Raw genomic sequence first — 26,324 nt, forward strand, 5'->3', positions numbered from 1 at the left:
ACATGGCTCATCCTCGACTGGTCAAGCCCGAGACGCAGGGGCTCGTGCACCTCACGGTGCTGCGCACCGAGCGCCTCTCCCCGCACTGGCTGCGCGTGACGCTCGGTGGTGGCGAGATCGATCGGTTCCGCGCGATGGGCTACGACCAGTGGTTCCGGCTGTTCCTGCCGCTCGGCGGTGACGAGGGCCTCGAGCGCCTGCCCGCGAAGGCGAACAAGATGTTCGGCTACCTCAAGTACCGCCGCATCCCCGACGGCGTGCGGCCGGTCATGCGCAACTACACCGTGCGCGCGTTCCGCCCCGCGACGGCGACCGCGGGCGCCGAGATCGACGTCGACTTCGTGCTGCACGGCTCCGCGGCCGACGGCACCGCGGGGCCCGCGTCGCGCTGGGCGGAGTCCTGCCAGGCGGGCGAGAGCGTCGTCGTGATCGACGAGGGCCTCACCTTCAACCCCGACCGCGGGACCGACCGCGTCGTCCTGGTCTCCGATGAGACCGGTCTGCCGGCGATCGCGGGCATCTGCGCCGCGCTGCCGTCGCACGCGACCGGCCTCGCGATCGTGGAGGTGCCCTCCGCCGAGGATGCGCTCGACTTCCCGCATCCGGCCGGAGTCACGGTGCGCTGGATCGTCCGCGACCACGACGTGAAGCCCGGAACCCTGGCGCTGCAGGCCCTCCGCGACGCATCGATTCCGGATGCTGCGATCCACGCGTACATCGTCGGCGAGCAGGCTCTCGCGACCGAGGGTCGCCGGCACCTCGTCGGCGAGCGCGGCGTCTCGAAGGACCTCGTGAGCTTCTGCGGCTACTGGCGCGTGGGCGCCGCGTCGCCCGCCCCGAAGTCTCAGCGCGCGACGGCCGAGGCCCACTCGTGAGCGGGCCCGCCACCCCGACGCCCGCCGCGTCCACCCCGCCGCGCAGCACCCGCGGTCGCGTCACCACCGCGTACCTGCTGACGTGCGCCGCCATCGGCGTCGCCGGCGGCGTGATGCTGTGGGGCGCCGGCTGGATCTCGACCGTGCTGTTCGCGACGGTGCCGTTCGTCTCGGTCGCGATCGCCGGGCTCTGGCTGCTCCCCGCGACGGTCGCGCTGCGCCTGCTCGAGCGCCCGCTCGCCGGCATCCTCGTCGGCGTGATCTCCGGGCTCGTCGTGTTCCCGTTCCTCGGGGCGGCGATCTGGTGGGCGTTCTTCGCCGAGCTCGCGTTCCTGGTGACCCTCTACCGCTCGTGGCGCACCTGGCAGTACTACGCCGGCGCCGTCTTCGTCGGCGCGATCTACCCCGTGCTCGCGGCCGCGTCGTTCAACCTGTGGGCGATGGAGCCGTGGGCGCTCATCACCTTCTTCGCCCTCACGATCGCCAGCTGCGTCGCGGGCGTCGCGCTCGGCATCCTCGTGGCCGACCGCCTCCGCAAGGCCGGCGTCGCCAAGCTCGCCCGCCGTCGGGGGCTGGCCTCGCGCGGCCTCGGCCGCGGTGCCGGTCCGGCCGGCCAGCACTGACCCGACGGGCTCACTGCCCCTGCACCTCGTTTCTGGCGACTCGCCAAGATGCACGGCCCTGACGGTGCTTTCCGGCGACTCGCCAAGATGCACGGCCCTGACCGCGCTCTCTGGCGACTCGCCAAATTCGAGCGTTCCAACGGCGTGCCACGGTTCTGGCCACTCGCCAAAACAGCACGGGCCTCACGGTGCTTTCTGGCGACTCGCCAAATCCGGCCAGCACTGACCCGACGGGCTCCCCCCGCACATCGTTTCTGGCGACTCGCCAAAGATGCACGGCCCTGACCGCGCTTTCTGGCGACTCGCCAAATCCGGGCGGCGCGTCGACGCCGGGGGCGACGACGAACGGATGCCGCGACCCCGTGCCTCCGCAGAGGCGCCGGGTCGCGGCATCCGTTATCGAGTGAGCGTCAGCGCTTGCCGACGATCTGGCGCGAGACCAGGTCGCGCATGATCTCGTTCGTGCCGCCGTAGATGCGGTGCACGCGGGCGTCGAGGTAGGCGCGGGCGATCGGGTACTCGGTGATGTAGCCGTAGCCGCCGTGCAGCTGCACACCGACGTCGAGGAGCTCGGCCTCGCGGTCGGTCGTCCAGAACTTGACCTTGGCTGCCTCTTCGGCGGTGAGCTTCTGGTCCTTGTAGAGCAGCATCGCGCGGTCCACGTAAGCCCACATCACGTCGACGGTCGTCGCCATGTCAGCGAGCTTGAAGCGTGTGTTCTGGAAGTCGGCGATCCGCTCGCCGAACGCCTCGCGGCTGATGACGTAGTCGCGGGTCCACGCGAACGCGGCCTCGCCGGCGGCGGCAGCGGCGACACCGATCGACAGACGCTCGAGCGGCAGGTTCATCATGAGCTGGATGAACCCGAGGCCCTCCTTGCCGCCGATGAGGTTCTCCTCCGGCACGAAGACGTCGGTGAACGAGAGCTCGGCGGTGTCCCAGCCGTGGAAGCCCATCTTCTCGAGCTTCTTGCCGTGGTCGAAGCCCTGCATGCCGTCCTCGAGGATCAGCAGGCTGAAGGCGTCGGGGCGATTGCCCTCGCCGGTCTTCACGAACGTCACGACCATGTCGGCGGTCTTGCCCGACGAGATGAACGTCTTCGCGCCGTTGACGATGTACCCGCCTTCGACGCGCTTGGCGGTGGTCTTGATGCCGCGCAGGTCGCTGCCGGCGCCGGGCTCGGTCATCGCGAGAGCGCCGAGGATCTCGCCGGTCGCCATGCCGGGGAGCCACTTCTCCTTCTGCTCCTGCGTGCCCATGTGCACGATGTACGGCACGGCGAGGTCGTCCTGGATGCCGAGCGCGCCGGCGAGCGAGCCCAGGCCTGCGCCGATCGTCTCTTCGAGCACGATCGAGCGGAAGCGGTAGTCCTGCAGCATGCCCGCGCCGCCGAACTCTTCGGGCACCGACAGGCCGATGATGCCGGCCTCGCCCGCGGCGAGCATGGTCGCGCGGTCGATCTCGCCGTCCGCGTCCCACTGCTTGCGCTTCTCGTCCGACGCGTAGCGCTTGACGAACTCCTTGACGACGTCGCGGAACGCCTCGTGGTCCTCGTCGTAGATCTCGCGCTCCATGGTGCGCCTTCCTCTCGTCTTCGAGTCTGTGTGGAGACGCACCCCCGGTGGAATTGCATCTCACCTTCAATGGTACTCAGTTTCAGTCGCGACGGATGCCTCGGCCCGCGGCATCCGTGATCCGCAGAGTAGTGGCGACGCCCGACGTCAGCCGAGGTAGTCGGGAGCCGGGTCGAGGGCGAAGAACTCCTCGAGCGAGGTCCAGCCGCCGTCGTGATAGGCCTTCGCGAGCTCAGGGCCGACGTAGCGGAGGTGCCACGGCTCGGGGAGGTAGCCGGTCACCGGCGTGGCTCCCTCGGCATAGCGGACGATCCACCCGTGCTCCCACGAGTGCTCGGCGACGAACTGACCCTGCGGCGTCGCGGCGATCTGATCGAGCGTCCCGCACGAGCCGGCGCACGCGACGACGTCGGCGCTGAGTCCCAGCTGGTGCTCGCTGTATCCGGGCCGCGCGCTCACCTGGTCGGCGCGCTCGCCCTTCTCGGCGAAGTGCCGTCCGTACGTCTGCTGCTGGGTCTGGTACGACCGGAACCCGCTCTCGAGCGCGATCTCGCCGACTCCGGCGTTGCGGGCGGCGGTGACGAGGGAGGCGAGAGCGGATGCTGCGTCAGACCGCAGCGCGCCGCCCTCGATGTTGCGCACCCCGTCGGGGAGCACGAGCGCGCTGGGGCGGTAGTCGATCGGGCTGGCCGGGCGGATCTTGTCCATGACGGTCCAGACGCGGGCGGAGTCGCCGAGGTCCACGCACGGCGCCCGGCCTTCGACGACCGCTGCGCGGAACGCCTCGCCGCCGCCGGCTGCGACGATCGCGGCCTCGTCGTCGCCGCGCTGTACCGCGGCGGCCACGTCGGGCAGCGAGCAGATGTCGGCCGCGGGCGGGGATTCCTCGACCTGGGGAACCGGAAGCTGCTCGATCTCGGGCAGCTCCATCGTCATCGTCAGCGCCGCGTCGGCGCCGGCGGCCTGCGGCTCGGACGGGAGCATCATCGCGGTCATCGCCGCCGACCCGAGCAGCAATGCGGCACCGGTGGCGAGCCCCGCCACCAGGATCAGCCGCTTCGTCAGCCGACGCGGCCGCGCATGCCGGACGGGCTGCGCACTCTCGTCGACCTCGAGCAATCCGTCGGCGCGCGCGGCACGACGCTCGCTGACGACGGGCCGGGGCGAGCGCACGGCGCGTCGGCGTCCGCGCACCCGCGCCTCGGGAACGCGGTGAGGCGTCGAGTCGGTCCGGTGCGCCGCGGCGCCCGTCGGGCGGAGGTCGAGCGGCAGCGTGGACGGTGCGCCCGCCGAGATCGAACCCGGCACGAACTCGTCGCTCGGCAACTCGAACGCCAGGAAGTCGTCGGCGGGATCGGCGACCGGCGCGCGCACGTCGGCGGGGGCGGATTCCGCTGCGCGGGCACGCCTCGCAGCCTCTTCGCGCATCGCTCGGGCTGCGCGACGAGTCTCGGGGGCGGCTCGGGGGGTAGCGAGCCCGCCAGGCTCCGTCACGTCTGCCATTCTTACCCGCGACGGCCGGTTTTGGCCAGGCAAGCGGGATCCGTCTCGTCGATGTTCTAGACACGGCAGTGCTGGTCTTGACTTAAGTTCGAAGCTTTGTTCTCATGGATGCATGCGGTGGCAAGGTCAGGAATTGGGCGTGGCGGATGCTGCGGCCCTGCCCGGCCTCGAACAGCTGAACGGCCTGGTGCGCTCGGTGACGACCCCGGAGTTCGCGGGCGTGACGTTCCACGAGGTGCTCTGCAAGTCCGCCCTCAACCACGTGCCGGGCGCCTCCGCGATGCCGTTCGACTGGACCGTGAACCCGTACAGGGGCTGCAGCCATGCCTGCGTATACTGCTTCGCCCGCGGCACCCACGAGTACCTCGAGCTCGATGCGGGGCGGGACTTCGACACGCAGGTCGTGGTGAAGGTGAACGTCGCCGAGGTGCTCGAGAAGGAGCTCCGGCGGGGCACCTGGCAACACGATCCGGTCATGCTCGGCACGAACACCGATCCGTATCAGCGCGCGGAGGGGCGCTACAAGCTGATGCCCGGGATCGTGTCGGCCCTGGCCGAGTCGGGTACGCCGTTCTCCATCCTCACGAAGGGCACGCTCCTGCGGCGAGATCTGCCTCTGCTGACGGATGCCGCGAACCAGGTGCATGTGACGATCGCGATGTCGATCGCGGTGTTCGACGACGAGCTGCAGCACCTCATCGAACCCGGCACGCCCAATGCGACCGCGCGCCTCGAGACGGTGCGCGCGGCGACCGAGGCGGGTTTCCGCGTCACGGTGTTCCTGATGCCGATCATCCCGCACCTCACCGACTCGATCGCGGCGATCGACCACGCGCTCGCCCGCATCAAAGCAGCGGGAGCGGTGCGGGTCGTCTACGGTGCACTGCACCTGCGGCCCGGCGCGAAGCAGTGGTTCCTCGAGTGGCTCGCCGAGCGGCACCCCGAGCTCGTCTCGTCGTATCGGGGGCTCTATCCTGGCGCGACGGCGTACGCGCCGAAGGCCTATCGATCCTGGCTCGCCAAGCGGGTGCGCCCGTTGCTGCGCGTCCACGGCCTCGACGGCCAGGCCGAGGAAGAGAATCCGCGTGGCGCGCCCGTGGCGGGCCTCGCCGACCGAGCCGATGCCCGCAGCGCGCCGCCGATCACCGCCCCCGCGCGGGCGCCGCCGCCGCGACGTCGTTGCGGGCGGCGTCCTCCCGCGCCCAGCCTGGGGCCGAGGCATCCGCTCGGCTCTTCTGAGTCCCGCCCGCTGACGGCGGGGAGACGGAGAGTGCCGATCGCCGCGCGCACAGAATCGGAGGTCCCGTCCGACACGCCGAGGACGAATGCCGCCACCCGGCGTGTCACCGAGGACCTCCGATTCTGTGCGCTCGAGGGCGCTACGCCGCAACCGAGACCGCGCTCGGCTCCCCGGCCGGCGCGACCTCGACGACATCTCTCGAGCGCACGGCGAGCGGAGTGCGGACGTGGCCCAGCACGGCGTCGAGCACGACGTCGTCGGTGAGGATGCGGTTGTGCCCGAGGCCCTTCGTCGCGAGCAGCTTCGCCCCGGGGTTGGCTGCGACGACCCGTCCCGCCTCGGCGAACGGCACGACGCGGTCGCCGTGGTCGTGGGCGACGAGGAGTGGCACCCCGGCCGGCAAAGGGCGCCGCACGCCCGACAGCCAGCCGAACGGGTCGGGCTCGCCGGGGAAGTACCGGGTCGCGAAGAGTTCGCGCATGCTCGCCGCGACCGCATCGGAGTACCCGAGCATGCCCTGGAACTGACTCAGCAGCAGGTCGGCGTCGGCGGGCGCGGCGATCGTCACGACGCGCGCCGCATCGATGCCGGCGGCGACGCCGACCAGCGTCGCGAGACCGCCGAACGAGTGCCCGACCATGGCGTCGAACCCGCCGTGCCGCTCCTGGAGCGCGGCGAACACGTCGAGCCAGTCGACGAGATAGGTGTGACGACCGCCCGAGCCTCCATGCGCGGGCGCGTCGAACGAGACGACCCGATACCCGTCGGCGCGGAGTTCGCGCACGAGCACCGAGAACTGGCTGGCGCGGCCGTTCCAGCCGTGCGCCAGCACGACCGTGCGCGGACCGGCGCCCCACTCGTAGGTGTCGACGTCGACACCACGGCGGTCGATGCCGGCGATGCGCACCGCCTGCCGGCGCGCACTCATCATCGTGGCCTCGTCGTCGGCGTGCACGGGTCGCGGCTTCACGACATGACCGAAGAGCGGCATGGCCACGGCGGCTCCCCACCGCGGCGAGAGGGCGGCCGCGGCGCGAACGGAGGTGCCGGCGGCGGCGAGTGCGAGATTCATGATGCTCCGATCAGAAGAATACGAACGATCGTACTTATGAACACGAACGATCGTACGGTAATCTCGAGCTGTGACACAAGCCCCCGTCGACCGACGCCGCCTCCGAGGCGACGAGTCGCGGCGCGCCGTGCTGTCGCACGCGGTCGACACCGCGACGGTCGACGGCCTGGACGGCCTCACGATCGGGCGGCTGGCGGATGCCTCGGGGCACAGCAAGAGCGGCATCGCGACCCTGTTCGGCTCGAAGGAGCAGCTGCAGCTCGCGGTCGTGGCAGCCGCGCGTGAGGTCTTCATCGACCGCGTCGTCGCGCCGGCCCGCGCGCGCACACCGCGCGGCCTGATCCGGGTGTGCACCCTACTGGGCGACTGGCTGGACTACTCCCGCGATCGCGTGTTCCGCGGCGGCTGCTTCTTCGCCGCGACCTCCGTGGAGTTCGACGCGAAGCCGGGCGTCGTGCGCGACGCGATCGTCGCAGCCTCGAGCGAGTGGGAGGACTACCTCACCGTGAGCATCGAGTACGCGATGGCTGCCGGCGAGCTGCCTCTCCTCGACGATGCGCGTCAGCTCACGTTCGAGATGGTGTCGTTCCTCGAGGCGGCGAACACCCGCTCACTGCTCCACACGAGCGAGGAGCCCTATCGTCGCGCCGAAGTCGCGCTCCGCTCGCGCCTCACCTCCCTCGGCGGCGACCCCGAGCTCATCGCCTCGATCGGCGCCGCGCCCGCCGCCTGATCCTCGCGCGCCGCCCGGCGCAGCGAGAGTGGCCATTGTGGTCGCGGCCACGACCGAAGCAGCGATAGCGACCACCTCGGCGAACCGGTGCCCGACCGGGTTGGCCGCATGCGCCCGCCGACACACAGGATTCCCGCCGAAACACGGGCCGTCACCCCCGGTCTCAGCCGAAGCCCCCTGTCTCGCCGACATCCCGTCGCACGCGACAGCGCCCACCGTCCCCGCGACCTCATCCGCCACCCCGTCCTCATTTGAGGACCAGAGCCGAAATGCGGACCCACACGCCGCACCCCGGCCCTCACATCGGCCGACGACCTCAAATGAGGAACGGACGCCCCTGGACCCGAACAACAACCGACCGCCCACAACGTCAGACGAGGAGTGGATGCTGTGGCCCCGGCCCACAACCGCCCACCCCGTCCTCAATTGAGGACCAGAGCCGAGATGCGGACCCACCCGCCGCACCCCGGCCCTCACATCGGCCCACGACCTCAAATGAGGAACGGATGCCACGCGCCGCGCTCCGACAACCCCCGACCACCCACGACCACCCACGACCTCACACGAGGAACGGATGCTGCGACCCAGCGCCCACCCCGAGCACAGCGACAGCGGGCGCCCCGACCGGGACGCCCGCTGCGCGGCGAGGGCTTCAGCGCTTCCAGGGACTGTGCTTGCCTCCGGGCACGTCGTTGCGGCTCCACCACTGCGCGGTATAGGTGACGCCGGCGTAGACGACCTGGTCGCCCTTGTCGTAGATGGTGTCGGCGTACCAGTCCTGGACGGTGGCGGGGCTCACGCCGCACGCGGTGAGCGTGGCCCACGGTCCGCGCGGCGAGGCGCCGGGCTGGTCGCCCTTCGCGTACCACTGCGCCTGGAACACACGACCGTCGAGGAACACGAGCTCGCCCCCGCGGTACGTGGTCTGCGCGTTCCAGGGCTGGGCGGCAGCATCCGGAGTCGTCGCGCACTGCAGCCCCTCCGCACCCGCGACCGGGCCGGGGGCAGCGGCGCGCAGCACCTCAGCCGACGCGGCGGAGAGGTCTCCCGCGACGTCGTTGCCGACCTCCCAGAAGTCGACGCCGCCGAGGCCCTTCGAGATCGCCCAGGAGGTCTTCTCGGCCACCGCCACCTCGTCGTCGAACGACCAGAACTGGCGGGCGGCGACGTCGTAGCCCCACGTGGCGTTGAAGCGGCCGTCGGCGGTGTACTCGTGGTGGATCTCGAGGTCGCGCGCCTTCAGCTGGTCCCACGTGATCTGGGTGAGGCCGCTGCCCGAGAGGGTCCAGGGCTGGGGTTCGGCATCCGTCCAGCCCTGGCCATAGGCGGCGAGGCCGAGGTTGAGCTGCGCCGGATCGATGCCCGCGTTGACGTACGAGGCGACGACGGTGTCGAGGCCGAGCCCCCAGTTGTGGGCGGGGTCGCCGTAGACGTTGCCTTGGTGTCCGGTCTCCGCGGTCCACGAGCCCCACAGGTCGTAGCCCTGGAGGTTCGCGAAGTCGAGGTACTCGAAGAGCTCGGGATCGTTCCAGCCGCCCGCAGCGATCTGGGTCTGTCCCGCCGGCAGGAACGCCGAGATCTCGTAGTCCTCGCCGGTCTCGGCCCCGACGGCGTTCAGCTGCGAACGGAGCTCCTTCACGAACGCGAGGAAGTTCGCCTTGTCGTTCACGGGGTCGACCGTGTTGCCGACCTCCTGCGCCCAGTCGGGGGCGCCGGGCCACTCCCAGTCGAGGTCGAACCCGTCGAAGACGCCCGCGGCCGCGCCCGCGCCGCCGCGCCCTCCGATCGCGGGCAGGTTGCCGCGGATGTAGAGGTCGATGCACGACTCGGCGAGCGCCGAGCGGAGCTCCGGCGTCGCGACCGCCTTCGAGAACGACTTCGACCACGACCAGCCGCCGAGCGACACGTTGACCTTGAGGTCGGGGTACAGGCGCTTGAGCTGGGCCAGCTGGTTGAAGTTTCCGGCGAGCTTCTGCTTCTTGGTGTCAGCGATGCCGAGGACCGACTGCGCCGCGGTGAACGCGTGCACGAAGTCGCTGTCGGCGTCGCCTGCGGTGTCGGTCTGACCGGGGCCGGGTGCCGCGGTGTCGGAGATGAAGCACGTGTACGGCTCGACGCCGTCGAGGCCCTGCACACCAGCGGCCCGTGCGGAATCGAGCGCGGCCTGGTCTCCGGCGACGTTGCCGAAGGAGTAGTTGAGGTGGGTGAGGTTCGCGCCGGCGCCGCCGTCGACGAACAGGCGCTTCAGCGTGGCCTGCGCCTCGCCGGTCGCCCGCCATTGGCCGTAGTAGCCGACGTTGCGGTACGCGTTGATGGTGGTCGTCGGGGTGGGGTCGTCCGTCGCGGCGACCGCGGGCGACGCGGCGAGGAGGCCCACGGCGAGCGCTCCGGTGATCGCGGCGGCGAGCGCCGGCAGGGGATGTTTCGACACACAAGCTCCTTCGGTTGTGGGGGGGAGGCATCCGTTCGGAATTAGGCAACCGTCCTAACAAATACCATGGTCACCATTCTGACATCGAACGCCCCTGCACCGGAAGACCTGGGCGCACACCGAGGCCCTGGTGCGTCTCCCCCGGTTGCGACACGATGTCCCAATGGCCCGATTCCTGGTGACGGCCATGCCATTCACCGGGCATGTCCTCCCGCTGCGTTCGGTCGCCCAGGCGCTGGTCGCACGCGGCCACGACGTGCGCTTCTACACCGGGAGCGCCTTCCGCGCGCTGATCGAGGCATCCGGAGCCGTCCATGTGCCGTGGCGCGCAGCGCCGGACTTCGACGAGAACGATCTGCGCGCGACCTTCCCCCGGCTCGAGGGGCGCAAGGGCCTCCGCCAGGTCTTCGCGAACCTCGAAGACGTCATGATCAACACCGCCCCGGCACAGGTCGCCGACCTGCAGGCGGAGTGGGACCGCGCGCCGTGGGACGCGATCGTCGCCGACGACACCTCGATCGGCGCTGCCCTCTTCGCCGACCGGTCCGGCTGCCCGCGGGCCACGATCGCGGTCGTGCCGCTCCACCTCACCAGCCGACAGGGGCCACCGAGCGGCATGGGGCTCACGCCGGGCCGCAATCCGATCATGAAGACACGGGATGCTGCGCTCCGGGGCATCGCACCGCTCGCGATGCGTCCGCTGACCAAGCCCATCGTGCGCGCGCGCGTCGAGGTCGGCCTGCCCGCGGAGCCCCTCACCTTCGAGCAGACGGTGCTGTCACCCCTGCGCATCCTCGCGAGCGGATCACCCCTGCTCGACTTCGGCCGCACCGACCGGCCCGCACACCTCGACTTCGTCGGTCTGCTGACCGCGCCGCCCTCCGCAGTCACGCCGCTCCCAGCCTGGTGGGGTGATCTCGACGGCCGCACGGTGGTCCATGTCACGCAGGGCACGCAGAACATCGACCCCACCGACCTCATCCGCCCCGCGCTCGACGCGCTCGCCGAACGCGACGTGCTCGTCGTCGTGTCGACCGGGGTGCGCGGACGCGACGAGCTTCCGTTTCCCGTTCCGCCGAACGCGCGGATCGCCGGATTCCTCCCTTATGACGCACTCCTCCCCCGCACCGCCGTGGTGGTCACCAACGGCGGCTGGGGCGGCACGCTCACCGCGCTCAGCCACGGCATCCCGCTCGTCATCGCGGGCGGCGACCTCGACAAGCCCGAGATCGCGGCGCGTGTCGCGTGGGCCGGCGCGGGCGTCGACCTCCGCACCGGCACGCCCACCTCGGCGCAGGTCGCGGCCGGCTTCGAGCGCGCCTCGACGGACACCGCGATGAGGGATGCCGCCACCCGCGTCGCAGGCGAGCTCAGGTCGCTCGGCGGAGCGCCGCGTGCAGCCGAACTGCTCGAAGGGTTCGCGGCCCGGTCGGGGCGGTGAGCGACATGACGTCAGCGCCCGGCGAGCTCCTCGAGCAGGTCGTCGCCGGGGCGCACCTCGTCGAACGGCGCCTCGATGTCGGCCCGGTCGAGCAGGTCGGCGAGCCGCTCGCGGCGCGCGCGCGTCACCAGCGTGACGACGGTGCCCGAGCGTCCCGCGCGGCCCGTGCGGCCCGAACGGTGCAGGTACGTCTTGTACTCGTCGGGCGCGTCGGCCTGCACCACGAGATCGATGTCGTCCACGTGGATGCCGCGGGCTGCGACATCCGTCGCCACCAGCACGTCGATGCGACCCGACGTGAGCTTCTCGAGGTTGCGCGTGCGGCGGGCCTGGTCGAGGTCGCCGTGGAGCGCGAGCGCGCGGATGCCCACGTCGTCCAGCTGGTCGGCGAGCATCTCGGCGAACGCGCGCGTGCGCGTGAAGACGAGCGTCTTGCCGCTGCGGTCGACCAGCGTGCGCAGGATGTCGCGCTTGTCGCGGTGGTCGACCACGAGCACACGATGATCGATGGTGCCGGTCCGCTGGGTCTCGCCGGCGACCTCGTACACCGCCGGCTCGCTGAGGAACTCCTTCACCAGCGACGACACCTCGCCGTCGAGCGTCGCCGAGAACAGCAGACGCTGCGCGTCGCGGGACGTGCGGCGCATGATGCGCTGCACCGGCTCGAGGAAACCCAGATCGCACATGTGGTCGGCCTCGTCGAGCACCGCGATGCGCACCTGCGAGAGGTCGAGAGCACGCGACTCCACCAGGTCTTCGATGCGCCCCGGCGTGCCGATGACGATGTCGATGCCTCGCTTCAGCGCGCCGAGCTGACGCGCCTTGGGCACACCGCCGTAGATCTGCGTGGTGAAGAGGCCGACGCTGCGGGCGATCGGCTGGACCGTCGCGTCGATCTGCAGCGCGAGCTCACGCGTGGGCGCGAGGATCAGCGCGCGCGGCGCGCGACCGAACTCGCGCTTCTCCCGGGCCTGCGACCGCAGCACGCTCTCGACGAGCGGCGCGCCGAACGCGATGGTCTTGCCGGACCCGGTGCGGCCTCGCGCGAGCACATCGTGACCGGCGAGGATCGCCGGGATCGTCGCCGCCTGGATGGGGAACGGATGCTGCGCCCCGAGCTCCGCGATCGTCTTGACGATGTTCTGCCCCAGGCCGAGATCGGCGAACGTCACGTCCCCGACCTCGCCGGGTGCGACCGCGGCGGCCTCGAGCCGCTCGTGCACGACGTCGCGGTGCCCCGAGTCCTCGCGGCGCGGAGCGGCATCCCGGCGCTGAGCGGCATCCCGGCGCGGAGCAGCCCTCCGGGCACCGGCGTCCCGCCGCGCACCGTCGTCGCGGCGAGGTGCAGCGTCCCGGCGCGGCGGCTCGCCGCGCCCCGAGTCACGACGGTCGTCGCGGTCACGCCCCGGTCGCCCGCGGTCGTCCCGCGAGTGCGTGCGGATCGTCCGTGCCTCATCCCGGCCCGCGCGCTCCTGCTCGGTCCAGCGGCGCTTCGGCGGCGTGGCGTCCGTGGATTCGGTGCGGTGTCCGCGGTGCCCGGCGCTGCGGCTCCCCGGCTTGCCCGACGACGATTCGCCGGGCCGGCGCTTGCCGTCCTGAGCGTCGCGACCCTCGCTCGCCGCGCGGTACTTCGGGTTGTACCGGGGGTCGAAGTTCTTCGCCGCGCGACCGCCGCCGGGCTTGTTGTTCTTGGGCATCCGGCTCCTCCAGGTGCGGGTCCGCGGCACCCGCGCGCCGTCCACGCGGCGCGGCGCGTGAACCGGCCCGTCCAGCGTACCCGGCACGATGCCTGCACCAGAGAGTCGCCATATACCACCGACCAGCGCTTTCCCGGCTCTGCGGGATACAGTTTCGGTATGCGGTTCGCCGCTGAACTGGGGAATTGCCGTCTTGACCAACGGGCCCCGGACCGGGGGTTCTTTGGGGGGATGTCCGGCTTCGGGCACGCCGTGCAGAACCGATCGTGAGTCGAATGCCTCCCACGACCCTTTCCGACGCTCCACCGGTCACCGTCCCGCCCGCGCGCGCGGCGGTCGCCGTCATTGCGCCGACCCTCACCCGAGTCGACCCCGAACCCGCCGTCGCCCGGGCGCTCCCGCACGCCGCGACGAGCACCTCCATCGACGCGCCTTCCCTCTCGACGACGACGACCACCGCTGTCGCGGCCACGGCCACCGCCGTCACGACCACCACCGTCGCCACGATCCCCGCCGCACCCGAGGCGGCGAAGGACGATCCCGCGCACATCGCCCACCGCATCGGCCGGCTCGCCGTGCTGTCGCTCCCGGTCGGGGTCGCCGTCGCGATCCTGACGACGCACGACGCCACGTGGTGGCAGCTCCACTTCTCCCAGCTCGGCACCCACACCGACTTCTCGGGCCGCACCTTCAACAGCATCACCATCTTCTCCGGCTTCCTCCTCGCGGTGTACGGCGTGCTGATCGCGGTGGCGCTGCCCAGCGGCATCCGTCGTCCCGCCTCACGCGCGTTCCGCGGATCGATCGTGTCGGCGGGGCTCTTCCTGACCGGCGTGGGGCTCGTGCCGATCCCGGTGAGCCCGGTGGGGCACGACCTCATCGCCACCGCGCTCGGGCTGTCGTTCGTCTCGACCGTCGCGACGGGACTTGCAATTCCTGGTCGCAGTCGCCGATTCCGCCGGGCCACCATGCTGTGCGTCGCGCTCCTCGCGACGGGCATGGGTGTGCTCACCGCCGGTCTCATCACCCTCGCGCTCTTCGAGTTCGTGGCCTTCGTGACGATGGGCTTCTGGCTGCTGTCGCTGCCGCGCGCACTCGCCCTCGCACCGGCGCCCGCGCCCGTCCTGGTGACCACCACGATGCCCGCATCCGCAGAATGGATGGCATGGCAGAACCCGTGGCCCACCCCATCACCGTCGCGATCGAACGGCGCATCGATCCCTCTCGCACCGTCGAAGCCACAAGCTGGATGCAAGCCGGCACCGATCTCGCCGCAGGCTTCGCGGGGTTCCTCGGTTCCGGCTGGGTCCGCGCAGGCGAAGGCAGCGACCTCTGGTACATGCTCTACCGCTACCGCGACATCCCGACCCTCGAAGCCTGGGAGGACTCGCCGCAGCGGTCTTGGTGGCTCGACTCCGGCCGTGCCTTCGCGAGCGAAGTCAGGGTCGAGCGACGCACCGGCATCGAGGGATGGTTCGACGCTCCGTTCGCCACGCACGTCGAGTCGAGGCATCCGGGTCACCCGACTTCACCGGTCACCGGCCCGGTGCAGCAGCCCATCCCGGCCGCTCCGCCGCGCTGGAAGCAGGCCGTCACGATCTGGCTCGGCTTCTTCCCCACGAACCTCCTCGCGTCGTGGCTTCTCGGGTTCGTCCCGGGCTTCGCGGAGTGGCCGCTGATCGCTCGCGTGCTCCTCTCGACGGTGCTGCTCACCCCCGTCATGACGTACGCGGTGCTTCCGTGGGTGACACGGATGCTGCGCCCCTGGCTGCAGCGCGGCGCTTGACGAATCCGTGACCGAATCTTCCTGCGCCGATCACCCTCGACGTTCTCGCGCGGTCGTACTCTGACCTCGTGAGCACTGTGAACACCTCGCCGGTGCCGGGCGCCGCTCCTCCGACGCCCGGTCGCAAGGCAGAATCCGAAGCGGTCTACGCCGCGTTCGGCGCCGGCATCGTCGGCGCGATCTACGGCCTCCTCGTCGGGATCCTCGCCCCCGACGTCCAGCTGGGCAGCCAGGCCGACTCGCTCGCATTCTGGGCCGCATGCGGCGCCGCGGTCGTCGCGGCCGTCGCCTCCACCGTCGAATACTGGCGCTCCCGCAACCGCCCCGGCCAGGAGTGGCGGCAATCGCTGCCGTCGTGGAAGTACATCGTCAACACGATCTCGGTCGTCATCGTGCACACGGCGCTGGCGTTCGTCGCCGTGTACGCGCTGGGACGCCTGCTCGCGATGGGATTCATCGGGCTGCCGATCATCACGTTCTGGGCGGTCGTGCTGATGGCGATCACGCTCGGCCTCACGACCTGGTTCGTGTACCTGTCCGTGTCGGCGATGACGACGCAGCGCATGTCGTCGCTGCTGCTCACGTTCATCGCGATCGGCACGCTCACCGCCATGGTGACCACGCCCGACCCCACCTGGTGGAAGCTCCACTTCAGCCAGCTCGGCACTTTCGAGGACGACCTCTCGAGCTGGGTGTTCAACGGCACCCTCATCGCCGCGGGCCTGCTCGTGACGACGTTCGCCGTCTACGTCGCCAACGACATGCGCGAGCTCACCGAGGCGGGTGTGCTCCAGAACCCCCGCGGGATGCGGACGGTCCCGGTGCTCTTCGTGATCATGGGCATCATGCTCGCGTGCGTGGGCATCTTCCCCGTCGACGTGAACATGCCGGCGCACAACCTCTCGGCATCGGGCATGGCCGTGATGTACCTGGTGCTGCTCATCGGCGGGCCCCGCTTCTTCCGAGGGATGCCCCGCACCTACTTCGTCGCGTCGTGGACGTTCCTCGCGGCGATGGTGGTCTCGGTGATCCTCTTCATCCCCGCGGTCGGGTACTTCTCGCTTACCGCGTTCGAGATCATCGTCTTCGCGCTGATCTTCGGCTGGATCGCGGTCTTCATCCGGTTCCTGGGCGTCGCCGGCCGCAAGGACTGACGCGGGTCAGGACTCGCTGGGCGCGAGGAAGACGCCGATGCGGCTGCCGTCGAAGACGAACTGCAGGGCGCTGCCGGCGGGGAAGCGGTCGCGGAGCTGCTGCGGCGCGTTGCTGTCGATGACGAACTGGACGGTGGCGGGAAACGCGCCCGCGCGGCAGCCGTTGTACATGATCCCCGAGAGCGACCACGAGTTCGTGTCGGCGTCGAGCTCGGGCATCTGCTCGGTCGCCACCACGGCGAAGCAGTCGGTGCCCATGCCGGTGTAGCCGCCGGTGCTCTCGAACAGGGTGAGACCGTAGTACTCGAATGCCATCGAGCTCGGACCGGCGCCGAACCAGCCCGCCGGGACCTCGATGAACGGATCGGGCTCGAGCGTGTCGACCTGCGTCGCACCGCTGGAGGCTTCGACCGGCGGTGCGGACGTCAGCGAATACGTGAGCCCGGCGGCCAGGGCCGCGGCCCCGAGCACGGAGAGCGCCCAGAGCGCCACGGACTGGCTCGACAGGCGACGGGGCTTTCGGCGCCTGGCGGACGCAGGCATGTCCGACTCGGTCTCGCTCGACTCGCCGATGGCGAAGAGCTCGGCGCCATCGTCGGCCGGCGGCAGCACCGGCGCCTCGACAGGGGTGGGCTCGACGTGCGCCTGCACCTCGGACGGCCCGTCCGGCGCCCCGGCGTCCGGCGCATCGCGGCTCGCCTCCAGCTCGCGGAGCCGCTGCAGCGCGGCGGGATCCTGCTCGATGTCGGCGGAGGGGCCATAGGCGCGGGCGCGCAGCGTGCGCAGCTCGTCGAGGGTCGCGGCATCCATCTCGTGCATCGTCTCACGCCGCGGGCCGCGGGCTGGATGGCTGGTCCGGTGCGGGACTAGCGTCGTCCTCGAGCGATCGCACACCACCTGCGGAGGCATCCGATGCTGAACCACGTCGCCGACGGCGTTCTCACCCACGAGAGCGAGTTCATCCAGACCCAGGCCACGGTCGTGCAGGGGCGCGACGGCGTACTCCTGGTCGACCCGGGCATCACGCGCGCCGATATGGCGGATCTCGCGCACGACCTCCGCGAACTGGGTCGGCCGGTCGTGGCGGCCTTCTCGACGCACCCCGACTGGGACCACGTGCTCTGGCACGCCGATCTCGGCGACGCGCCGCGCTGGGGCACGGCCCGGGGCGCAGCATCCATCCGCGAAGTGCTGTCGATGGCGGACTGGAAGGAGCAGATCGCCGAGGGGCTGCCGCCGGAGTACGCCGACGACATCCCGACGGAGCTGCTCGGCCACATCACGGGCCTCCCCGAGGGGACCACGCACCTCCCTTGGGACGGCCCAGCCGTGCGTGTCCTCGAGCACCGCGCGCATGCGCCTGGGCACGCCGCACTGCTTGTCGAGGCAAGCGGCGTGCTCGTCGCGGGCGACATGCTCTCCGACATCCTGATGCCGTTCCTCGATCTGCAGGCCGACGACCCGATCGGCGACTACCTCGCCGCGCTCGACATGTTCGAGAGCGTCGCCGACGACGTCACGGCCGTCATCCCCGGGCACGGCTCCGTCGGCGGCGCCGGCGCGCTGCGCCCGCGCCTCGCCCAGGACCGCGCGTACGTCGAGGCCCTGCGCGACGGCCGCACTCCCGACGATTCGCGCATCGGCCCGTCGGCACCGTTGGACTGGCTCGTCGACGTGCACGACTGGCAGGTGCAGGCGATCGCCGAGCGCCGCTGACGGCGCTCAGTCGGCGGGATCACGGACGAAGACGTCCACCGTGTCCTCGCGGAATCGGAAGTCGACGTTGCTCCCGTCGGGCAGCCACTGCCCGAACTCGTCCGCTTCCTGCGCGACGCTCAGGGTCAGCGCGACGTCCGTGCCCGGCGGGGCGCACTTGATGGAGAACCTGCCGCTCGCGGCGAGGTCCCAGACGATGAAGCAGACCTTTCCGGCGTGGTCCTCGACCGACCACACGCGCACGCCGTGGTACGGCTCGAAGCGACGCAGCGTCGAGGGAACCGGGCCCCTCCCCTGGGCGCTCAGCACCCGGATGATGTCGCTGTTCGCCTCGACGGCGATCTGCTGCAGCGTCGCGTCGGGACGCGGCGCGAGGCTCCACACCGCCGTGCCGACGACCCCGAAGAGGACGATCGCCCCCGCGATGAGCCACGCACGACCCGGGCGCGAGGCGTTCGGCGATGTCTCGATCATCGACGGCTCCGGGGCGACCGCCGCGGCCTCGACCGTCGTCGGACCCGCGGCTCGCATCGCGGTGGCTGCGGACAGGTGGGCTGCCTCCAGTTCGGCCAGCCGAGCCATCGCCGCCGGGTCCACCGCGATGTCGGCGTCCGGGCCGTACGCTCGCGCGCGCAGTTCCGCGAGCTCGCGTGCGTTGTCTGACGGGCGCGAGCTTCCTTCCGTGAGCTCGGGCGACTCGGGGCCGGAATCGGGTGCGGATGGCCTTCCGTCCACAGCCTCAAGGTACCCCTCAGGCTGTGTCGGGGGGCCGTCAGGCTCGACGAACCCCGGCGCGGCATCCTCCGCTGGGCGATCTCCGCTGGGCGATCCCCGCCGTCGTGCTGCCGACGCTGCTCGTCCCTGTCGCGATGTGCATTCCGGCGGCCATCGGCGTCGGCGCCGGGGTGGTCGTGCAGTCGGTCATCGTCCTCATCGGCGAGGCAGGAGCGCGGCGCCGAGTCGTGTCCGCCCGAGTCCGCGTCACCGACGCGGGTCGGTGGCGAGCATCGACATCAGGATCGAGTCGACCCACTCGCCGTCCCACAGCATCGTGTCGCGGGCGCGGCCCTCGACGACGAAGCCGATCTTCTCGTACGAGCGCTGCGCGCCGGGGTTGAAGCTGAAGACGTCGAGCGAGATGCGGTGGATGCCGACGGTGTCGAACGCCCACTCGACGACGGCGCGGCCGGCCTCGGTGCCGAAGCCCTGCCCGCGCACGCCGCTCGAGACGAGGCCGATGCGGTAGTTCATCGCGAAGTTGTCGTCGTCGAGGTCGTTGAGCACGACCTCGCCGAGGTAGGCGCCCGACTCGTCGAGGATCGCGAAGTCCGCGCGGTCGTCGGCCCCGACGAGTCGCTCGAGATGCGCGAGCACCTGCTCGCGCGTGAACTCCGTGCGCGTGCCGGTGAGCTTCATGGCCTCCGCATCCTGAAGGGCCGCCATGACCTCATCGAGGTACTCGGGGCCGTGCTGCACGAGGGTCAGCCGCGGCGTGCGCAGAACGGGCTGTGCGGCGAGGGATTCGGCGATCGACACGGGTTCAGGCTACTGACCCGACGGCGCATCGCGGCGACCGCCCCCGAGCGGCCGTGATGGGTGGACAATCAAGCCATGGCACGCGGCGCGTGGACGCAGGAAGCACGCCTCGAAGCTGCCGCGGTACGGGTCGAGAAGCAACTGCACCGTGACGGAGTGGTCGAAGCGCGACGCTTCGCCGTGCGCACCGAAGCCCGGGCGATCGTCGTCGCGGCACTCGCTTTCGGCATCGGCCTCGCCGCCGGAGCACTGGGGTTCTGGGGCCGCGCCGCACACGTGTGGGAAGGGGCGTCGGTCGGCGCCGCAGGCATCGTGGTCGCAGCATCCGTCACGCTCGCGGCCGCGTCGGTGAGCTATCGCCTTGCCGCCCGCGATCCGCGGCAGGCCTGGCTGAAAGGCGTCACGCGTGCTCGGCGGGCGTGGATGACAGCGGCTGTCGGGGTCTCGCTCGCGGCGGTGTTCGGCATGCTCCAGTGGATGCTGTTCCACGCCGCATCGATGATCTGGCCGGGGGCCGCGGTCGACACGCTGACCGCGACGATGATCGTCGCGTTCGTGGCCGGCGGATGCGGCTACACGGCGTTCGCGGTCGCGGCACACGTCACCGCGACCCGGCTCGTGCTGCTGCTGTTTGCCGTTGTGGCGACCGGGTTCACGGTGAGCGTCGCGACCACGCAGGACGACGAGTGGTACCGGCTCAACTTCAGCGAACTCGGCGGCCGGGGCGGGATCACCTCCGCGGTGTTCAACGCGACCTTGATCATCGCGGGTGGGGTCACGGCGCTGCTCGCGATGTACCTCTTGACGAGCCTGCAGGCGTGGGCGCGCACCGAATCCCGGGTGACCCGTACACGGGCCGTCATCGTCTACTTCGTGTTCCTTGCGCTGGCGGCGTGCTTCCTGGGTGCCGCACTCGTGCCGGTCACGTTCAGCCAGGTCGGCCACAACATCTTCGCCATCGGAATGGCCATCGTCTTCGGAGCGTTCCTGCTCGGCCTGCGCTGGGTGCTGCCGTGCCTGCGCTGGCCGATGATCGCGCTCGCGTACGCGGTCGCGGCGGGCATCCTCTTCTCGGCGAGCCTGTTCTGGATCGGGTACTACACCCTCGCCACGCACGAGATGGTCTGCGCCGGCCTCGTCGTCGGGTGGCTGCTGCTCTTCACGCGCACGCTCGCCACGGCAGAGCGCGCGGATTCGGCGGCGGCGGAGACGGATGCTGCCACCTGACGTCTGCGGGTCGCTTGGACAGGCGGGCGCCCGACCCGGCAGCCGGTTCGCATCCGGCAACGTAACGATCGCGGAGTGACCCGGATCGGGATCGGTAGCGTGGGCGGCATGACCCGCGTGTGGCTGACCGATTGGGAGTGGGCGTGTTGCGGGGACGCGTTCGCCGTCGGCGACGAGGTCGACTTCGGCATCCGGGCCCGCACGCCGGACGCATTCCTCACGGAGCTGCTGGGCCGGCCGCTCGCCGCAACGGTGGACGCGGTCGAGTCGCACCACGAGGAGGGGTTCGCCGATCGCGTGCGCGGGCGCGTCGTCGCCGTGCACGCGGTCACCCACGAGGTCGAGGAACGGCAGTCTCTGCGGCGTCCTGGTCACGGCGCGCCGCCGGACGCGGTCATGCCGCCGGAGGGCGAGGAGTGGCCGATGGTCACGCGCGACCTCGGCGGCGGTGCGTTCGCCGCATCGCGACCGTCCCGGTTCATGATCGAGATCGTGCCGGTGCCGGACACGGCCGCCCTCGAGCCCGTTCCCGGCGTCCGGCTCGCGGGTGCAGAGGAAGGCGCTCCCCCGCAGCTGGGCGACGTGCCACCTGCGCGGTCGACGCGCTCCCTCGCCGGGTGGCTCGTCGACGTCGAAGATCGCGTGGGCGCGGCGGGGTAGGCTCCGGGTGCCGGCCGAGGACGAGGAGTGACCGATGAAGCGGCGTCTCTACGTCGGAGCGATGATCCTCGTCGCCACCGCGATCGTCGCGGGGTGTTCGACTGTTCCCGATCCACCCGGCGCAGTCGGGGAGAACTATCCCGGCACCTGCATGCCGGCGGAGTTCTCGTGGCCCACCGACTTCCTCGACGCCCTGCCGGGAGAGTCGCCCGCGGTCGGCGGCACCATCGTCGGCCTGCGCCTCGAGTACGTCGATTCCGCGTGGGTGTGGCGCCTTCGGAGCGTCGACACGAAACAGGATGGGTTCGGCGAGCGTGTGGACGACCCGAGCTACGGCAAGGAGTCGATCGTCGACGTCCGGACGATGCGACTGATCGCCTCCCACGAGACAGAACTCACCGAGGCGGAACAACGGATGCTGGGCACGAGCGCCGTCGCCGCTGCTCAACTCTCCGGGGAGCAGTGGCCGAGCCCACTCATCATCGAGATGGCCCGGGTCATGGAGGACGGCACCCCGACGTGGCGGATCACGACGTGCGATACCGCCACCAACGAGCACTCCGTGATGACGGTGGACTAGCGCTGAGGCGCCCCGCCGATCCGTAGCGGATACCCGCCCGCTCACTGCAAATCGAACTCGCCGACAGGCTTTCGCGCAAGCGCGCCCGCATCTTCGGGATGGCGCAGCCGCCCCGCGAGCAGCAGCGCCGCCGCGGGGACGAGCAGGCAGACAGCGATCGCGAGCCGAAGTCCCGCCCACTCGGCGATCGCTCCCACGAGCAGCGGCGAGGCGAGGAGACCGACCCGCATCACCGTCGCCGCGGCGGCGAGGCCGGTGCCGGGGTCGAGTCCGGGCGCGCGTTCAGAGGCGTCCATCGCGAGCGGAATCATCGGCGCGATTCCGAGCCCGAGCAGGCCGAGGCCGAGGGCGACGACCCAGGTCTCGGGAGCGAATACGGCGGTGACGAGTCCGACGAATGCCGCCACGGACCCCACCCGCACCGTGCCGACGGCACCGATGCGGTCGACGAGCGCGTCGGACGCGAACCTGCCCAGTGTGAGCGCGCCCATCAGCGCGGCGAACGGGATCGCTGCTTCGGCGACGCCGGCACCGGTCTCCGCGACCACATAGACCCCGCCCCACGTGGATCCGAGGTCCTCGAGGAAGGCGCCGATGGCAGCGATAGCGCACGCGGCGATGAGCATCGCGCTGAGCCGACCACGCCGATGGGAGTGCGGCTGCTCCGTTCGCGGGGCCGGCTCGGTGGGCAGCCGAACGAGCGGCAGCGCGCCGAGGCTTCCCACGATGATGACGGCACCCATGACGGGCAGGTGGACGGAGATCGGGATCGCGAGCTGAAGGGCGAGCGCGCCGAGCAGTGCGCCCGCGATCGCTCCGGCGCTCCACGCCCCGTGGAGGCCGTTGATGATCGACCGGCCCATCAGTCGCTGGATGGCGAGCCCGTGTGCGTTGTTTCCGACATCGCCCGTCGCGTCCCCGAACCCGATCGCGAACAGCGCCACCGCGAGGACGACCGGCGTGCCGGCGAAGCCCGCCCCGACCAGCAGGGCGCCGAGGATCGCGGATGACGTGACGGCGACCGGCACCGCGCCGAGGCGATTCACCAGCCTGCCCGCGAGGAGGCTCCCGACGACGGACCCCACGGGCCCGCACGCGACCATCAGGCCGAACGCCAACTCACCCAGGCCGAATCGATCCTTCAGCTCCGGGTAGCGGGTCACGATCGTCGCGAACACCAACGCGTTCGCGATGAAGAGCATCGAGACCCCGCGCCGCGCAGCCGATACTCGCGCAAGGGTGATCGGCGCGGTCATCCCTGGATTCTAGGGCGCTCCGCGTCGGTGCATCGCCCGATCTGCGCATCCCGCCTGCGACGGCCCGCAAGAAATTTCGCGAGCGATGTAGAGATCGCGTGTTCGGTTCCGTCTCCTATCTGAAGCGGCCAGAATGGGCCGCACGAATGGGAGGCTGTCATGGCCAAGTATCTGATGCTCAAGCACTACCGGGGCGGGCGCCCTTCGGTGAACTCGGTCCCGATGGATCAGCTCACGCCGGACGAGTGGGCCGCGCACGTCAAGTACATGCAGGACATGGAAGAGCGTCTCATCGCGTCGGGCGAACTGGTTTCGTCCGAGGGCCTCGCCTTCGAGGGAGCATGGGTCCGCTTCGACGGGGAAGGCCGCCCGCCGGTCGTCGACGGCCCGTTCCCCGAGACCAAGGACCTCATCGCCGGCTGGATGATGATCGACGTCGACTCCTACCAGCGCGCGCTCGACCTGGCCTCCGAGCTGTCCGCGGCGCCGTGGGCCGGCGGCACGCCTCTCGGCGAATGGCTCGAGCTTCGCGAGGTGATGAGCGCGCCGCCCGCCGACGTCGGATGACCGAGACGGATGCTGCGGCTCTGCGCCGCGCGATCCCCGAGGTCGTCGGCATCCTCGTCCGGCGCGGCGCGGACTTCGCGTCGGCCGAGGACGCCGTGCAGACCGCTCTGCTGCGCGCACTCGAGCGACCGGGTCGAGACGGAGTCCGCGACATCCGTGCGTGGCTCGTCACCGTCGCGTGGCGCGCGTTCCTCGATCAGGTGCGCAGCGATGCGGCACGCACCGCGCGCGAGGAACGGCTCGCGCAGGAGCCCGAGCCCGGCCCCGTCGCGCATCACGACGACACGCTCGGGCTCTACTTCCTCTGCACCCATCCGGTCCTCACCCCGACATCGGCGATCGCACTCACGCTTCGGGCCGTCGCGGGCCTGACGACACGGCAGATCGCTGATGCCTTCCTCGTGCCGGAGGCGACGATGGCGCAGCGGATCAGCCGGGCGAAGCAGCGGCTCGTCGGCATCCCGCTGGATCAGCCGGGTGATCTGTCCCGCGTGATGCGTGTGCTGTACCTGCTCTTCAACGAGGGCTACTCGGGCGAGATCGACATCGCCGCCGAGGCGATCCGCGTGACCCGGCAGCTCGCCGTGCTCACCGACGAGCCCGAGGTGGACGGTCTCCTCGCACTCATGCTGCTGCACCATGCGCGGCAGCCCGCGCGTGTGCGGGGGGGGCGGCTCATCCCGCTCGCCGAGCAGGATCGCAGGCTCTGGGACGTGGATGCGATCACGGAGGGCGTCGCCATCCTGCAGTCGGCCCTCGCCTGCGACCGGCTGGGTCAGTACCAGGCGCAGGCCGCGATCGCGGCGCTGCACGCCGATGCGCAGACGGCCGCCGAGACCGACTGGGTGCAGATCGTGGAGTGGTACGACGAGCTGCTGGCGTTCGGGGATTCGCCCGTCATCCGCCTGAACCGGGCGGTCGCGGTCGGCGAGGCGGACGGGCCGCAGGCGGGCCTCGCAGCCCTCCACTCCGTGGGCGACGATGTGCCGCGGTATCACGCCGCGCTCGCGTACCTCCACGAACGGGCTGGCGAGACGGATGCCTCCGCCGGCGAATACGCGGAGGCCGCACGCCGCGCGACCAGCGCCCTCGAGCAGCAGCACCTGCTGCGCGAGGCGGAGCGCCTGCGTCAGGCTCGGCGGTAGGCCCCGACCATCGGGCAGTCGAACGGGTCGCGCGCGGCGAGACCGACGCGGTTGAGGTACGCGATGACGATGCCGTACGAACGCCACAGCGTCGTCTCGGTGTACGGCACGCCGAGATGGCGGCACTGATCCATCACGATCTCGCGGGCGCGGGCCAGATGCGGGCGGGGCATGTTCGGGAACAGGTGGTGCTCGATCTGGTAGTTGAGACCTCCCATGAGCATGGTCGCCCACCAGCCGCCGCTGATGTTGCGCGAGGTGCGCACCTGCTTGCTGAAGAAGTCGAGCTTCGCGTCCTTGGCGATGATGGCCATGCCCTTGTGGTTCGGCGCGAACGAGGCGCCCATGTAGACGCCGAAGACGGCCAGCTGCACACCGAAGAACGCGAACGCCATCCCCAGCGGAAGGAAGAGGAACACCGGCGTCCAGATCACCGCGAAGCGCGCGGTGATGAGCGCGAGCTCGATCCACCGGTCCTTGGCGCCATCGCGCGAGAACAGGTGCCGGAACGCGTGCGCGTGCAGGTTGATGCCTTCGAGCGTGAGCAGGGGGAAGAACAGCCACCCCTGCTTGCGCGTCACCAGAGCGCGCCAGCGACCGGCGGACGCAGCATCCGTCTCGAGAAACGAGATCGTGTCGATCTCGATGTCGGGGTCCTTGCCCACCCGGTTGGGGTTCGCGTGGTGGCGATTGTGCTTGTTGTTCCACCAGGAGAGGCTGATGCCCACGATGCCGGCGGCGAGGAAGCGCGCGAGCCGGTCGTTCGCGGGCCCCGACGCGAGGATCTGCTTGTGCGCCGCCTCGTGGGCGAGGAACGCGACCTGCGTGAACAGGATGCCGAGGGCGCCGGCCATCAGGAGCTGGTACCAGGTCTGCCCGAGCAGGACGAAGCCGGTGATGACGCCGCCGAAGCCCAGGAGCAGGCCGACGCCGACGAGGGCATAGAACCACTCGGCACGACGGAGGAGCCCGGTCTCACGGACGACCTGCGACACCTCGGTGTACGCACGGGTCATCGGGGGGAACTCGGCGGTGCCTGCGTACGTCTGACGGACGGGACCGAGCCGGGACTCGAGAGCGGTGGAGGAGATGATGCACCAGTTCCGATGGGGACCGTTCGGCCGTTGAAAAGCCAGAGGCGGTTGCCCATCGCTGCCCTCAGGCTACGCGGCGCCACATGAGCGCGAGGGAATACTCCCTGTTTCATCGGTGATGCCCAGGTGAACGACAGCGCCCGCCCAGGCCGAAGCCGGGGCGGGCGCCTGTGAACGCGGGAGCGTCAGAGCGGACGGATGTTCGCCGCCTGCATGCCCTTGGGGCCCTGCTCGGCGTCGAACTCCACCTTCTGGTCTTCGCGGAGCTCCTTGAAACCGCTGCCTGCGATCGCGCTGAAGTGTGCGAAGAGATCGGCCGAGCCGTCATCGGGAGCGATGAAGCCGTAGCCCTTCTCGGAGTTGAACCATTTCACGGTGCCAGTGGCCATCGTGTCTTTCCTATTCTTCGGGCCG

23 protein-coding genes and 2 pseudogenes are annotated in these 26,324 nt (G+C 70.7%); 14 read left to right on the forward strand and 11 right to left on the reverse strand.

The annotated features are described in order from the left end of the window. Positions 1-2: 2 nt before the first annotated feature. On the forward strand, positions 3-875 hold the full coding sequence (locus ACLBXX_RS00050) for a siderophore-interacting protein (RefSeq protein ID WP_447656277.1): 873 nt from the start codon (positions 3-5) through the stop codon (positions 873-875). Then, positions 872-1,498: an ECF transporter S component gene (locus tag ACLBXX_RS00055; RefSeq protein WP_447656278.1), complete on the forward strand. Its 627-nt coding sequence runs from the start codon at positions 872-874 to the stop codon at positions 1,496-1,498. Before ACLBXX_RS00050 ends, ACLBXX_RS00055 begins: the two co-directional genes overlap by 4 nt. A gap of 410 nt (positions 1,499-1,908) precedes the next feature. Here the strand turns inward: ACLBXX_RS00055 and ACLBXX_RS00060 are convergent, their stop codons facing one another. Together ACLBXX_RS00060 and ACLBXX_RS00065 are read right to left on the reverse strand one after the other, a co-directional pair. Further along, entirely contained in the window at positions 1,909-3,072 is a 1,164-nt protein-coding gene (locus ACLBXX_RS00060) for an acyl-CoA dehydrogenase family protein (RefSeq protein ID WP_447656279.1), read from the reverse strand. Between the two features lie 147 nt (positions 3,073-3,219). Then, positions 3,220-4,566 (reverse strand): M15 family metallopeptidase, encoded by a 1,347-nt coding sequence (locus tag ACLBXX_RS00065; protein ID WP_447656280.1) that lies wholly within the window; start codon positions 4,564-4,566, stop codon positions 3,220-3,222. A gap of 121 nt (positions 4,567-4,687) precedes the next feature. Here ACLBXX_RS00065 and ACLBXX_RS00070 point away from each other — a divergent pair. After that, a pseudogene (locus tag ACLBXX_RS00070) lies at positions 4,688-5,731 on the forward strand (Rv2578c family radical SAM protein); the annotation flags it as partial. A 223-nt stretch (positions 5,732-5,954) separates the two neighbouring features. Here the strand turns inward: ACLBXX_RS00070 and ACLBXX_RS00075 are convergent. Then, entirely contained in the window at positions 5,955-6,887 is a 933-nt protein-coding gene (locus ACLBXX_RS00075) for an alpha/beta hydrolase family protein (protein WP_447656281.1), read from the reverse strand. Positions 6,888-6,957: 70 nt separating this feature from the next. On the opposite strand from ACLBXX_RS00075, the gene ACLBXX_RS00080 reads away from it, so the two are divergent. Continuing rightward, positions 6,958-7,620: a TetR/AcrR family transcriptional regulator gene (locus ACLBXX_RS00080; protein ID WP_447656282.1), complete on the forward strand. Its 663-nt coding sequence runs from the start codon at positions 6,958-6,960 to the stop codon at positions 7,618-7,620. Between the two features lie 652 nt (positions 7,621-8,272). Here the strand turns inward: ACLBXX_RS00080 and ACLBXX_RS00085 are convergent. Beyond that, entirely contained in the window at positions 8,273-10,051 is a 1,779-nt protein-coding gene (locus ACLBXX_RS00085) for a glycosyl hydrolase family 18 protein (RefSeq protein ID WP_447656283.1), read from the reverse strand. A gap of 163 nt (positions 10,052-10,214) precedes the next feature. On the opposite strand from ACLBXX_RS00085, the gene ACLBXX_RS00090 reads away from it, so the two are divergent. After that, on the forward strand, positions 10,215-11,492 hold the full coding sequence (locus ACLBXX_RS00090) for a glycosyltransferase (RefSeq protein ID WP_447656284.1): 1,278 nt from the start codon (positions 10,215-10,217) through the stop codon (positions 11,490-11,492). 11 nt (positions 11,493-11,503) lie between these two features. Here ACLBXX_RS00090 and ACLBXX_RS00095 read toward each other — a convergent pair whose 3' ends face one another. Continuing rightward, a complete protein-coding gene (locus tag ACLBXX_RS00095) occupies positions 11,504-13,189 on the reverse strand; it encodes a DEAD/DEAH box helicase (RefSeq protein ID WP_447656285.1) in 1,686 nt (561 codons plus the stop codon). Positions 13,190-13,464: 275 nt separating this feature from the next. On the opposite strand from ACLBXX_RS00095, the pseudogene ACLBXX_RS00100 reads away from it, so the two are divergent. From ACLBXX_RS00100 to ACLBXX_RS00110, 3 genes and pseudogenes are all read left to right on the forward strand, one after another. Continuing rightward, a pseudogene (locus tag ACLBXX_RS00100) lies at positions 13,465-14,211 on the forward strand (hypothetical protein); the annotation flags it as partial. Between the two features lie 134 nt (positions 14,212-14,345). Then, positions 14,346-14,975: an antibiotic biosynthesis monooxygenase gene (locus ACLBXX_RS00105; protein ID WP_447656286.1), complete on the forward strand. Its 630-nt coding sequence runs from the start codon at positions 14,346-14,348 to the stop codon at positions 14,973-14,975. A gap of 68 nt (positions 14,976-15,043) precedes the next feature. Beyond that, positions 15,044-16,129: a DUF998 domain-containing protein gene (locus ACLBXX_RS00110; protein WP_447656287.1), complete on the forward strand. Its 1,086-nt coding sequence runs from the start codon at positions 15,044-15,046 to the stop codon at positions 16,127-16,129. Positions 16,130-16,135: 6 nt separating this feature from the next. Here ACLBXX_RS00110 and ACLBXX_RS00115 read toward each other — a convergent pair whose 3' ends face one another. Further along, entirely contained in the window at positions 16,136-16,939 is an 804-nt protein-coding gene (locus tag ACLBXX_RS00115) for a hypothetical protein (RefSeq protein ID WP_447656288.1), read from the reverse strand. Between the two features lie 102 nt (positions 16,940-17,041). On the opposite strand from ACLBXX_RS00115, the gene ACLBXX_RS00120 reads away from it, so the two are divergent. Then, on the forward strand, positions 17,042-17,845 hold the full coding sequence (locus ACLBXX_RS00120; RefSeq protein ID WP_447656289.1) for an MBL fold metallo-hydrolase: 804 nt from the start codon (positions 17,042-17,044) through the stop codon (positions 17,843-17,845). A gap of 6 nt (positions 17,846-17,851) precedes the next feature. On the opposite strand, the gene ACLBXX_RS00125 is transcribed toward ACLBXX_RS00120, so the two are convergent. Beyond that, complete coding sequence (locus ACLBXX_RS00125; protein WP_447656290.1) at positions 17,852-18,580, reverse strand: hypothetical protein; 729 nt, start codon at positions 18,578-18,580, stop codon at positions 17,852-17,854. 246 nt (positions 18,581-18,826) lie between these two features. Further along, positions 18,827-19,381, reverse strand: a complete 555-nt coding sequence (locus ACLBXX_RS00130; RefSeq protein ID WP_447656291.1) for a GNAT family N-acetyltransferase — start codon at positions 19,379-19,381, stop codon at positions 18,827-18,829. A gap of 75 nt (positions 19,382-19,456) precedes the next feature. On the opposite strand from ACLBXX_RS00130, the gene ACLBXX_RS00135 reads away from it, so the two are divergent. The 3 genes from ACLBXX_RS00135 (at position 19,457) to ACLBXX_RS00145 (ending at position 21,848) form a co-directional block, all read left to right on the forward strand. After that, positions 19,457-20,608, forward strand: coding sequence for a hypothetical protein (locus ACLBXX_RS00135; protein WP_447656292.1), 1,152 nt, complete (start codon positions 19,457-19,459; stop codon positions 20,606-20,608). Between the two features lie 108 nt (positions 20,609-20,716). Beyond that, entirely contained in the window at positions 20,717-21,268 is a 552-nt protein-coding gene (locus ACLBXX_RS00140; RefSeq protein ID WP_447656293.1) for a DUF6578 domain-containing protein, read from the forward strand. Between the two features lie 34 nt (positions 21,269-21,302). After that, positions 21,303-21,848, forward strand: a complete 546-nt coding sequence (locus ACLBXX_RS00145) for a hypothetical protein (RefSeq protein WP_447656294.1) — start codon at positions 21,303-21,305, stop codon at positions 21,846-21,848. 41 nt (positions 21,849-21,889) lie between these two features. On the opposite strand, the gene ACLBXX_RS00150 is transcribed toward ACLBXX_RS00145, so the two are convergent. Beyond that, positions 21,890-23,104, reverse strand: coding sequence for an MFS transporter (locus tag ACLBXX_RS00150; protein WP_447656295.1), 1,215 nt, complete (start codon positions 23,102-23,104; stop codon positions 21,890-21,892). A gap of 159 nt (positions 23,105-23,263) precedes the next feature. Between ACLBXX_RS00150 and ACLBXX_RS00155 the strand changes: the two genes are divergently transcribed. Further along, positions 23,264-23,671 (forward strand): YciI family protein, encoded by a 408-nt coding sequence (locus tag ACLBXX_RS00155; RefSeq protein WP_310287479.1) that lies wholly within the window; start codon positions 23,264-23,266, stop codon positions 23,669-23,671. Beyond that, positions 23,668-24,816 (forward strand): RNA polymerase sigma factor, encoded by a 1,149-nt coding sequence (locus ACLBXX_RS00160; protein ID WP_447656296.1) that lies wholly within the window; start codon positions 23,668-23,670, stop codon positions 24,814-24,816. Before ACLBXX_RS00155 ends, ACLBXX_RS00160 begins: the two co-directional genes overlap by 4 nt. Here the strand turns inward: ACLBXX_RS00160 and ACLBXX_RS00165 are convergent. Both ACLBXX_RS00165 and ACLBXX_RS00170 read right to left on the reverse strand, forming a co-directional pair. Beyond that, positions 24,801-25,832 carry a fatty acid desaturase family protein gene (locus ACLBXX_RS00165; protein WP_447656297.1) on the reverse strand — a complete coding sequence of 344 codons (1,032 nt, stop codon included), beginning with the start codon at positions 25,830-25,832 and terminating at the stop codon, positions 24,801-24,803. The genes ACLBXX_RS00160 and ACLBXX_RS00165 overlap by 16 nt on opposite strands. A gap of 263 nt (positions 25,833-26,095) precedes the next feature. Next, on the reverse strand, positions 26,096-26,299 hold the full coding sequence (locus ACLBXX_RS00170) for a cold-shock protein (RefSeq protein WP_159849084.1): 204 nt from the start codon (positions 26,297-26,299) through the stop codon (positions 26,096-26,098). Positions 26,300-26,324: the final 25 nt, after the last annotated feature.

Source organism: Microbacterium sp. C23T, from assembly GCF_053345975.1.